The 12342-nt window shown below is 39.5% G+C and carries 8 protein-coding genes; 3 read left to right on the plus strand and 5 right to left on the minus strand.

The window, feature by feature from the left end:
• From prwr041_RS10685 to prwr041_RS10705, 5 genes are all read right to left on the minus strand, one after another.
• Positions 1 to 621, minus strand: a complete 621-nt coding sequence (locus tag prwr041_RS10685; RefSeq protein WP_207153762.1) for a response regulator transcription factor — start codon at positions 619 to 621, stop codon at positions 1 to 3.
• Positions 622 to 641: 20 nt separating this feature from the next.
• Entirely contained in the window at positions 642 to 1907 is a 1266-nt protein-coding gene (gene cls, locus prwr041_RS10690; protein WP_207153763.1) for a cardiolipin synthase, read from the minus strand.
• Positions 1908 to 1923: 16 nt separating this feature from the next.
• Complete coding sequence (locus prwr041_RS10695; protein WP_207153764.1) at positions 1924 to 2904, minus strand: KpsF/GutQ family sugar-phosphate isomerase; 981 nt, start codon at positions 2902 to 2904, stop codon at positions 1924 to 1926.
• A gap of 4 nt (positions 2905 to 2908) precedes the next feature.
• Complete coding sequence (kdsA, locus tag prwr041_RS10700; RefSeq protein ID WP_207153765.1) at positions 2909 to 3661, minus strand: 3-deoxy-8-phosphooctulonate synthase; 753 nt, start codon at positions 3659 to 3661, stop codon at positions 2909 to 2911.
• Between the two features lie 1277 nt (positions 3662 to 4938).
• Positions 4939 to 7293, minus strand: a complete 2355-nt coding sequence (locus prwr041_RS10705; protein ID WP_207153766.1) for a mechanosensitive ion channel family protein — start codon at positions 7291 to 7293, stop codon at positions 4939 to 4941.
• Between the two features lie 145 nt (positions 7294 to 7438).
• On the opposite strand from prwr041_RS10705, the gene prwr041_RS10710 reads away from it, so the two are divergent.
• From prwr041_RS10710 to prwr041_RS10720, 3 genes are all read left to right on the plus strand, one after another.
• A complete protein-coding gene (locus prwr041_RS10710; protein ID WP_207153767.1) occupies positions 7439 to 8284 on the plus strand; it encodes an ATPase in 846 nt (281 codons plus the stop codon).
• 182 nt (positions 8285 to 8466) lie between these two features.
• Positions 8467 to 11079, plus strand: coding sequence for a DNA gyrase subunit A (gene gyrA, locus prwr041_RS10715; protein ID WP_207153768.1), 2613 nt, complete (start codon positions 8467 to 8469; stop codon positions 11077 to 11079).
• Positions 11080 to 11106: 27 nt separating this feature from the next.
• Entirely contained in the window at positions 11107 to 12330 is a 1224-nt protein-coding gene (locus tag prwr041_RS10720; RefSeq protein ID WP_237072223.1) for a tetratricopeptide repeat protein, read from the plus strand.
• Positions 12331 to 12342: the final 12 nt, after the last annotated feature.

Below are 12342 nucleotides of genomic sequence, written 5' to 3' on the forward strand. Positions count from 1 at the left end.
CTAAATATTGTTGATGTCAACATATCCGTGCATTACGGCATAAATAGTTAATGCACTTACGCTTTTCAGTCCCAACTTATCCATGATATTCTTGCGGTGACTGATCACTGTTGTAAGACCAATATTCAATTGGTCTGCTATTTCCTTATTAATAAATCCTTGCACGATCAGCGATAGCACTTCAATTTCTCTGTCGCTAAGAATCTTTGTCTTTACAGGCTGAATCGTCTTTGGAAGATTTTTTCCTCCTGCATGACCGTGTTGTTCAAGTTGTAGCAGTGATTTTACAAGTTGTTCTTCCGGTACATTTATGCATAAGCTCTTAAAATAGCTCAATTGTGTACTTGGATCGTTAGATGTCGTGAGTACGATAGTCTTGTGCTTGCGTTCCAAGAATGCCGTTCTGTTTTCTAAAACAATTTTCGTTGCAACGAAATAATGGAAGAAACTATCCATGTCATCCCTTTGTAGTGCTTCGTAAGAGTTGAATGCATCAATCTCTATTGCCGGCATCACATTTTGCAATATCGTTTTCAGTCCGATAACAGCCAACGTGTTATTGTCTATGATGGCGATTTTAGGTTTAAATACCATTGTGGTATTATGTAATGTTTCGTTCATATTTCAATTATAATATTGAGTTATAGGAATGGCGCAAGCAAATGTCCGAACCAGCCTCTGAATTTTTGCCATGGATCTCTCCATTTATCCCATCTCTCTTGAGTAAGTCTGAAACAGTTTGCTTTCTCTGTGTCAAACATATTGTCAAGTTCTTGTGTTGTGCATTTATCAATTATCACAGCATTGTCCTCATAGTCCCAGCTAAGGCTTCGGGCATTCAGGTTAGCACTTCCTACAGTGCATACTCTTCCGTCAACCATAATTATTTTTGTATGGTGAAATCCTGGTTTATACATCCATATATTGCAGCCTGCTTTCATTAGCTTGTGTGCATTATAGAATCCGCAGTCGGGAGTTAGTGGAATATCGTTTCTTATGCTTAGCATTATATCCACTTTCACGCCGCGCTTTACAGCATTTTTGAGAGCCTTCTTTATATCGTGGTTTAGTGTGAAATATGGATTTATAATCTTTATGCTGTCTTGGGCATCGTTTATTGCAGCGAGATAAAACTGTCTGATAATCTTGTTTGAAGTGTGTGGCTCTCTGTTCACAATACCAATCATTTTGTTGCCTGCCGACTCGCATAAATCAGGCTTCAATCCTTTTATGTAATCAGCATTGGTTGCGCCTCGATAATATTGTGGTCCATGGATGTTCTGACCAGTCACTTTGTTCCACATCTTTAGGAATATTTTCTGAAGTGTATTAACCTCGTCACCTTCTATGCGGCAGTGCATGTCGTGCCATTCGCCCACTTCTTTTGTTCCGTTTATGTAATAGTCGGCAACGTTCATGCCTCCTGTATAGGCAATCTTTCCGTCAATGACAACAATCTTTCTGTGGTCACGAGAAAACACATGGTTTATCCACGGAAATGTAATCGGGTCAAATTTATAGATTTCAATCCCTTTAGCGCGTAGCTTATCAAGATATTTATTCTTTAATGGACGGTTGTTGGATGAGTTTCCAAATGCGTCAAACAAAGCTCTTACCTCAACACCCTGATGTGCTTTCTCTTCTAGAATTTTGAATAGAAGTCCTGCTATTGAGTCGTTACGGAAATTGAAATATTCAAGATGAACGCTTTTATGCGCCTGTCGTATAGCTTTGAATAAGTCATCGAATTTTTCCTGTCCCGTTTTTAAGAGGGTAATAGAGTTATTGTGTGAAAACTTTATTCCACAGTTGCGCAAATCTCTTACGATAAGAGAATCGGAAGTCTGCGCACTACAGAAAGAGCAGCACAATAATAGAAATGGAAATACTAACTTTCTTAATGACATGTAAATGTTATTTCTGTTAAATCATACAAGCATAATGATCGACTACGCCAAGCAGATGCTCGTCTTCATCAACAACTAGTACTGTATGTATTTTGTGTTGGTGCATAATTCGCTGAACCTCACTAATCTTTGTTGTCGGTAATACCAGTTTTGGTGTGCGTGTCATAATGTCGCTCACTGTATGGTCGAAGAATTTAGCTTGCCATTTTTCCATAGCTCGGCGAATGTCTCCGTCAGTAATCAGTCCGATCACCTTATTGTCGTCTTCCACTGAAACTCCAAGTCCAAGCTGTCCTTTGCTTACTCTGATGATAGCTTCTCCAAGGTGCATGTCCTGAGGTATTACAGGGAGGTCGTCTACACGCATTACATCTGATGCTGTTGTAAGAAGACGTTTTCCAAGTTCTCCTCCAGGGTGGAACTGTGCGAAATCCTGTGGTTTGAAATCTCTTACCTGCATAAGAGCGATTGCTAGCGCGTCACCCATTGCTAGTGCCGCAGTAGTACTGCTTGTAGGAGCTAGATTCAGTGGGCATGCTTCTTTATCCACCTTAACCTGTATATGTGCGTTGCTGTATTTTGCCAACAGTGAATTTGGATTACATGTCATAGATATAATCGGAATATTCATGTGTAGTACCATTGGGATGAAACGAAGCAATTCGTCAGTCTGTCCAGAATTACTTAGTGCCAATACAACATCACTGGAAGTCATCACCCCTAAATCACCATGATACACATCCAAAGGGCTGATGAAGAAAGCTGGTGTACCTGTAGAAGCCAATGTGGCAGCAATTTTTGCGCCTACGTTTCCACTTTTTCCTACTCCGGTAACGATAATCTTTCCGTTGCACTTATACATCATGTCAACAGCCTTCGTGAAGTTGTCGTCTATCTGCGGTATCAAGTCTGTGATAGCCTGTGCCTCATCACTCAGTGCCTGAATGCCCCAATCACAAACATGTTTCAGTCTTTCTTCAATATGTATGTCGTTCATTTTGTTACAATAGTTTTTCGATAAGTCCTTCTAATTTGTCAAGTTCAAGCATATTTGGTCCATCACTAAGTCCCTTGTCTGGGTTTGGATGAACTTCAAGAAAATATCCAGTAGCTCCGAATGCTTTTGCTGCTAATGCCATAGATGGAACGAAACGACGATCACCACCTGTGGAACCGTTTCCTGCTCCTGGACGTTGCACGCTGTGTGTGCAGTCCATGATTACGTTTGGAGTGATTTCCTTCATGTCAGGAATATTGCGGAAGTCAACTACAAGATTGTTGTAACCAAAACTGTTGCCTCTTTCTGTGAGCCATACTTCTTTTGCACCGCTTTCCAAAGCTTTCTCTACAGGATATTTCATGTCTGCACCGCTTAGAAATTGTGCTTTCTTAATATTCACAATCTTTCCTGTTTTAGCAGCAGCAACAAGTAAGTCTGTCTGTCGGCACAGAAATGCTGGAATCTGTATCACGTCGCATACCTTTCCGACAGCTTCAGCCTGATAGCTTTCATGAATGTCTGTGAGTATTCTCAGTCCGTATTTCTCTTTTATGTCAGCAAGCATTTGCAGTCCGCGTTCCAGTCCAGGACCACGGAATGAATTGATTGATGTGCGGTTAGCCTTGTCGAAAGAAGACTTGAATATAATTTCGACACCTAGTTTCTTGTTTATTCTTACCAGTTCGCGAGCTACTTTGTCAAGCAGTTCCGATGACTCTATAACGCAGGGACCTGCAATAAATATTGGTTGCATACTTCTAGATTTTCTTAGATTGCAAAGTTACTAAAAAACTCTGTAACAGGCAAAGAAATAACATGTAAATGATACGAATAGACTAATTAATAAGCCATAAAGACCATATAGGTTGTCAATAATAACGCATGAGCGAATTAGGTTAACCACATAAATCAATGGACTGGGCTACGTCTTGAACATATTTTGATGTATCAATTCTTGGAAAAACAAATGAAGAATTCATAAAATGTAAAAAGGCGATTCTATACTTTTTAAACATGTTTATGCTTTAAAATACATCTATAAGTAATGTTCGCTCGCTCGCACACACTGACTTTCTCATTTTTTCTAGCGTCTAAGTGTTGATTAGTTGATAGCCAGATAGTTAGATGCATTTTTTGTGATATGTAATGACATAGAACGTCGTTGAATTTTGCGTTTCAACGATGAAATGTAAGAACCATGTTGCAGAATGGCTAGTTTTATGAAATAGGACATTTCATTGACACTATAAAATACAGAAAAGAAAGATAACTTGCTGATATTTAGGTCGTAGTCACTTCGACGCTTATTTTTTTGAAAACCCTATGTAGAGATTTGTAAATTAGCAGTCATGCGGATTGAATAATTACCCCTCAAAAATCAATTTTTCGATTTGCGTTTTACGAAGGAATGCATTACGTTTCTACGATATAAAGTTTGCGTTTCTACGATCAAATGTTTCTGTTTCTACATAGAAACGCAAGAAAATACGTAGTTAAAACGTAGCTTAACGTAGCTAAATATTGTCAGATGAGTCTGTAAAATATTGTATCTCAACTGATTAGTATAAGACGTAGCTTCGTAGCTAAAAAAAAGAAATTACTGGTAGGGGTAGTTACTTTTAAATATTGCTGACAATGGACTAATAATTTAACTACTTTACTTTGTAATTATAAAAACCATTTTCCTTTTCTGATGTTGTGTTATGAGCTATTTTAAAGTGTCACTTCTTGACTAATATTTGTCAAATTAGATTAATTTATTGCCTTGAAACGATAGCGTTTTGTTTTATAAAAATTGATTCAGAATTGATTCGTAATTGATTTGTAATTGATGCTAAAATGAATCTAGATTCAATCTAGATTGATTTTGAAATCAACGAAACGCACTTTTGCATAATAAGTACTCGCATGCGCAACCGCGCAAGATATAGATATAGATAAAGATATATAGAAACTACTGCTACCGCTGTAGTAAAGAAGACAGCAGCACCAGTAGTTTCTCTAACGAAGGCGAAGTAAAACTTATTTACATCAAGATTTTGTTTGCATTTCTGAATGCTTAATTGATATTTCACGTTGTGGGTATGGAATCTCAATATTGTATTTGTTTAGCGTGTCATAAATACATTCAAGAATACATCCGTCGGCATTGCTCTGTGATAGCACAGGAACCCATACTAGAATCTTTAGATTGATTGCGCTATCGCCGAAATCCTTTAGGGTGATATTCACGTCACGTTCTTTGTTGATGCAGTCTAGTTTTGAAATCTCGTCATGTAGCAACTTCTTCACTTTGTGTATATCTGTTCCATAAGCCACTCCCACTTCTAGATTATCAAGCTCGTAACCATGATTCTTTGTCATGTTCTTGTAGTTCTTCGTAAAGAGCTGACTGTTTTGGAACGCAATCACCGAACCGTCATTTGCTTCGACAATGGTTGAAGTATAACTTATTGAACTAACTTTGCCACGAGTTCCGTCACAGATGATATAGTCGCCAATCTTTACACGGCCAGCCATCAACGAAATACCGTAGTAGATGTTTTCCAGTATATCCTTCATAGCGAAACCGATACCGGTAGACAGACCGCCTGAAACAACAACAAGCCATGTGTTGTCAATATGGAAAATGGCGAGTGCGATTATCAACCATATACCCCACACAATAACTTGAACAAGATTCTTTGCCATCACGTTTCTGCTGGCAGCGGTACTGTAGTCGGCTTTCTCGAAATGTAGTTTCAGAAAAGCCTTAAAACATCTGTTGCCGTAAGAGAACAGATAGAACAGGACGATTACCTGAGCAATAGAGAATATGCTAGCCGAGAACCATTTAGTTTCGATGTAGTTTTTCGTGAATATCATCCATGTGGTATCGCTGAGGTTGAACACATCGGCAGCCCAGTATATAGCGATGATAAACGAATAGACGCTAAGCATGGGCAGAATAACCTGATAAATCAAGTTGAACATCCATGTCTTCTTGATATCCATGTTTTCGTAGCCTTTTCTGATGGCGATGCCTTTTAGCCATCCACGTAAACATGTAATTGTGAGGATACAAGTGAGCTGCATTACCCACCAGATCAGCAGTTGTACGCTTAGTAGAGTATAGCCGTTCCATGCAGATAGCAAAGAAACGACGAACACAACCAGAGAAGCGTATGTGTAGGCTACATCACTCTTTGGAATGTTATTGTTGTGTCGTCTTATTACCCAGAATTGCCATATAGTGCATACCAGTAGGATAGGCGAGAAGATGATGTTTACTAAATCGTTTGGAATCAATATGATACGGAATGCGATCACGACAAACCCTATAAATATCAACGGCGAGTATATTCTGAATCCGCTTGCAATCTGTTTGCCGTCAAGTCGTAGAAGTAGTGAAATCAGAATCACACCTAACAGCCATGTATATTCCACAAACAGTCCGCTAGCCATGATTATGAAGTTTTGCTCGGAGAAGATAAGACTTGTTAGTCCTAGTATCACCGCTAGTGACACCACAGAAGAAGCCATGATAATGGATGTGCGTTTAGACATAAACCATTTGGTGCGGAATCTCTTAGGCATAAGAAACCTTATAGCCAGAATATTGATTAAGCTGGCTATAAAACCGTAGAAACAGATTATAGCAAACAGTCCGAAAATCAGTCGTGAGTCCCATTGTGATGGCACTTTAGTCTTAATGAAATATTTTGTTTCAATAGATTCTCTAGTTTCTCTCACATTTATCCCCAACTTTGATATAGTCTTGAAATAATTATCACCGGCATTGCTGAAGATGTTGTTTTGTATTTCGGAATAACGCTTGTTTGCATAGTCGTTAAGATGTTTCAGTTGGCTTTCTGTCATCTGGTAATAACCAATATAGTCCTTGAATTGATTGCTGTTGTCGTTTAGTGTATGACGGATATTGATAGCCAACGTGAGGCATACATTCTTGTCAATCAAAGCTTTTTTGCTAAGCGATGCTACATGTACACTGCTCAACGTGTTGATAAGACTGTCATAGCGGGCAATCTCAGAGTTTGTTTTTGTGATGAAGTTTCTAAAAGGCAACACGTTTTTCTTGTAATCGTGATATTGCTCAGTTGCTTCATGGCATGCATAAGCTAAATCAAACACATATTCTGGACGCTGAGAATATAGCATCAGAGAGTTTTGACTGCTCTTGCTCATGATTCCAAACAGTTTGTCAACGACTTGCGTCTGCTGCTCTTTCATAAATCCTGACTGACGTTCAAGTTCTGTACGATAGTTTGTGAGTTCGGAACGTAGAATAGACAGTGTGTTGTCAAGATTTTGTTCTTTGAGAACAGCTCTTGCCGGAGACAGTATCGTGGCAATGAGTAGAATTATTAGTAAGACTCTCTTGTTCATTATTTGCTTTGTTATGAAAATATGAATGCAAAAATAATAAAAAGGCAATAATAAAGGCTTTAAAAGGCAATATTTTTTTAATAATTATCTTTAATCTCGTTTTTTATCACTACTTTTGTAGTTAAATAATTGATAATCAAAAACGATGTTGATAATAGCTGATAGCGGTAGTACCAAAACCGATTGGTTTGTTGTGAAAAACAACGAGATAACAAGAACATTCAGGTCGCAAGGCATAAATCCATTTCATCAGAAAGTTAATGAGATTAAATATACACTCAAAGAAGAAGTGCTGTGCATGATGAGTGAAGAATTCTTGTCGTCTGACTTGAATATCGCTTTTTATGGCAGTGGTTGTACCGTTGAGAAGATTCCTGTAATGCAAACTATTCTTGGAGAAGTATTCTCTTTGCCATTACAAAACGTTGAGGTTGCTGGTGATTTACTTGGTGCTGCACGTGCCGTCTGTGGGCATGAAAGTGGTATTGCATGCATATTGGGCACTGGTGCAAACAGTTGTCTGTATGACGGAAAAGAAATAACAGCCAACACACCACCGTTGGGTTACATACTTGGTGACGAAGGCAGCGGGGCAGTGCTTGGCAAAAGATTCATGAACGGAATATTCAAGGGATGGATTCCTGAACGTATAAAGGACATGTATCTTAAAGAGACAAATCAAACATATAGCAGCATCATCAGCAAAGTGTATACTGAACCATTGGCAAATCGCTATCTGGCAACAGTGTCTAAATTTGTTGGCGAGCATATTGATGAGGAACCTTTACGAAAACTTGTGAAGGATAATTTTTCTGATTTTATGAAATACAATATATTGCCTTACGGCGAGGTGAGCAAGATTGGTTTTATTGGCAGTGTTGCAGATGTATTTTCAGATATTCTCAAAGAAGTGTGTAAAGAATATGGATTTGTTGTGAGCAGAATTAATCAAAGCCCTGTTGCTGGTTTGCTGGATTATTATAGAAAATAACACGTCAAATGAACGTTTTTTGCTTCTAACGCATTGTTATGTCGAAAAAAAGTTGTAATTTAGCACCCTTGAAAAAGTATTAAAAATCGCTTAGAATGAAAATAAACGGCATTCTGATTGATTTTTACTTTTAGGCTTAAAGCTGATAAATAGAAAAATAAAATAATAACAAATAAATTTCAATGGACGAAAATCTGACAATTGATAATGACAGAATATTGAAAATCAATATCGAGGAAGAAATGAAATCCTCGTATATTGACTATTCTATGTCTGTTATTGTGGCTCGTGCACTACCGGATGTGCGTGATGGTTTCAAACCAGTTCATCGCCGTATCCTTTATGGTATGCAGGGACTTGGTAATACCAGTGACAAACCTTTCAAGAAATGTGCCCGTGTAGTTGGTGAAGTTCTTGGTAAGTATCACCCACATGGAGATGGATCTGTATACGGAGCACTTGTGCGTATGGGACAGGACTGGAACATGCGTTATAAGCTAGTTGACGGACAGGGAAACTTTGGTTCTGTAGATGGTGACTCTCCTGCTGCCATGCGTTATACAGAGTGTCGCCTTAGTAAGATGGGTGAGCGTGTGATGGATGACTTGGAAAAGGAAACCGTAGACATGACCAACAACTTTGACGATACACTTTTAGAGCCTTCTGTTATGCCGACAAAGATTCCTAACTTGTTGGTAAATGGTGGTAATGGTATAGCCGTGGGTATGGCTACAAATATGCCTACTCATAACCTTTGTGAAGTAATTGACGGTTGTTGCGCATATATTGATAACCCTGATATAGACTTGGACGGATTGATGCAATACATCAAGGCTCCGGATTTCCCTACAGGTGCTTACATTTATGGAATTCAGGGCGTGCGTCAGGCTTATGAGACTGGTCGTGGTCGTATCATCATGCGTTCAAAGGCTGAAATAGAGAGTGGTGAGAGCCATGACAAGATTGTTGTTACTGAAATTCCTTATGGCGTAAACAAGCAGATGCTTATCGAGTATATTGCAGACTTGGTAAAGGAAGGTAAAATTGATGGTATCAGCAACGCTAATGATGAGTCTGGTCGTCAGGGTATGCGTATCGTAATTGATGTAAAGAAAGATGCGAATGCCAACGTAATCCTGAATAAACTTTTCAAGATGACTGCATTGCAGAGTTCATTCTCTGTAAACTGTATCGCTCTTGTTAAGGGACGTCCACGTTTGCTTAGTTTGCGCGAATGCGTGAAGTATTTTGTAGAGCATCGTCACGACGTAACTATACGCAGAACAAAGTATGATTTGAGAAAGGCTCAGGAACGTGCCCACATCCTTGAAGGACTTATCATTGCATGCGATAATATTGATGAAGTTGTTCATCTTATCCGTGCAAGCAAGACTCCTGCTGAGGCTCAGAAGAACTTGGAACAGCGTTTCAACCTTGATGAATTGCAGAGTAAGGCTATCGTGGATATGCGATTAAGTCAGCTCACAGGTCTTCGTATGGATCAGTTACATGCTGAATATGAAGAACTAGAGCGTCAGATTGCTTATTATCAGCAGATTCTTGACGATCCAGAACTTTGCAAGAAGGTTATGAAAGATGAGCTTAACGAGGTTAAGGATAAGTATGGCGATGAGCGCCGTACTGAAATTAAATATTCTAGCGAGGAATTCAATCCAGAGGACTTCTATCCAAATGATCCTGTTGTTATTACTGTCAGCCACATGGGTTACATTAAGCGTACACCGCTTAGTGAGTTCCGTGAGCAGGCACGTGGTGGAGTAGGTTCTAAGGGTGCACGTCATCGTGATCAGGACTTCACAGAATTTATCTATCCTGCTACAATGCACCAGACAATGTTGTTCTTCACTAAGAAGGGACGTTGCTATTGGTTGAAGTGCTATGAAATTCCTGAGGGCGACCGCAATAGTAAGGGACGCGCAATACAGAATATGCTTAATATTGAAAGCGACGATGCATTGAACGCTATACTCCGCCTTAGTGGTCTTAACGATGAAGAGTTCAATAATAGTCACTACGTTATCTTCGCAACTAAGAACGGTACTGTTAAGAAGACAAGTCTTGAGGCTTATAGCCGCCCACGTGCAAATGGTGTCATTGCCATAAATATCGCAGAGGGTGACGAGGTTGTAGACGTACGCCTTACTAACGGTAATAACGAGTTGATTATCGCAAACCGTAACGGTCGTGCCGTTCGCTTCAACGAGAATGCAATACGTACAATGGGACGTACCGCTACAGGTGTAAGAGGTATGCGACTTGACGCAGAGAACGATGATGTTATAGGTATGATAACCGTAAACGACGCTGAAAATGAAACTGTCATGGTAGTAAGTGAACAGGGCTATGGTAAGCGCAGTTTTGTTGAAGACTATCGTATCACGAATCGTGGTGGTAAGGGTGTTAAGACAATGTCTATAACCGATAAGACAGGTCGCTTGGTAAGCATAAAGAATGTTACCGACGATAATGATCTTATGATTATCAACAAGAGCGGAATCGTTATTCGTTTAGCAGTTGCAGATGTCCGAATTATGGGACGTGCTACTCAGGGCGTTCGCCTTATCAATCTAGCAAAGAAAAATGATGTGATTGCTAGCGTATGCAAGGTGATGAGTTCTGAATTGGAAGTCACTATTGAGGAAGAAAGCCGTGCTCAATGGGCAAACAAAACTGAAGAGATAAAGAAGGATACTCAGTCTGAATCTTCTGATGAAGATGAAGTTGAAGAGCAGGCTCCTTTGGTAGACTTCGACGACGAAGAAACTCAAGAATAACAAACCTTTTAATATAAAAACGTAATTATGAGAAAGTTAATGATCGCAGCTTTGATGCTACTAGGTACATCTGCTGCTTTTGCCGGCGACAGCGAACCTTTAAAGGCGATACTTAAGGCAAAGACTTATGCTGATGCAGAAACACTGCTGAAGACTAACTTAAACCAGTTGGTTAATGACGCAGAAAAGGCTAAGGCTTACAATAAACTTGTTGATTTGGCAATGGAAAAAGTCACCAAGGAGCAAGCTACAATTACTTCTAACCAGATGGCAAAACAGTTTGGTCAGGGTAAGGAAGTTGCTTATGATACAACAGGCTACAATAATGCACTTTTTGATGCAATCAACAGTGCTATAGCTTGTAATGAGTTTGACCAGAAGCCAAACGATAGTGGTAAAATCAAACCTAAGTTTGAGTCTTCTAACGCTACTCGCCTATATGGTTTGCGTGCTAATCTTATCAATGCCGGACAGGCTGCAGGTCAGAAGAATGATCAGGCTACTGCATTGAAATACTTTGGTATGTATGTAGAGAGTGCTGTTAATCCTTTGTTTAGAAGCATTGACCATACAAAGATGCCTGATCAGTATCTAGGTGAGGTTGCTCGTGTAGCTGGTGTTTATGCTTTCCAGAACAAGCAGATGGACTTGGCAAACAAGTATGTTGATGTAGCTATGCAGGACACTGCCGTTTACAAGGATGCACTTAATTTGAAGATGTATCTTATGCAGCAGGGTTTGAAGTCAAAGGCTGATTCTCTTCAGTATGTTGAGACACTGAAAGGTCTTAATGCTAAGGACTCAAAGAATGACCAGATTTTTGCAACACTTGTAAACATGTATGGTAGTCTTAAGATGACAGCTGAGCAGGATAAGCTTATTGCTGACAAAATAGCTGCTGATCCTGAGAATTCTATCGCATGGGCTTTGAAGGGACAGAACTTCATGAACACAAACAAGCCAGAACAGGCTGTAGAGTGCTTCAAGAAAGCTATTATAAAGGATGACAAGAATGTTGTTGTTCTTACATATCTTGGTTTCTGTCTTAATGCACAGGCTGGTTCTATCAACGGTAACAAGGCTGAACAGCAGAAACTTTACAAAGAGAGCCAGGACTACTTGGAGAAAGCACGCAGCTTGGATCCAAACCGTGAGAAGGCTAACTGGAGTTACCCCCTTTACTCTGTTTACTACAGCCTTTATGGCGCAGCAGACAGTCGTACAAAGGAAATGGAATCTTTGAACAAGTAATTCTTTTTTAAT

It is taken from the genome of Prevotella herbatica (genome assembly GCF_017347605.1).
Taxonomy (GTDB): Bacteria; Bacteroidota; Bacteroidia; order Bacteroidales; family Bacteroidaceae; genus Prevotella; species Prevotella herbatica.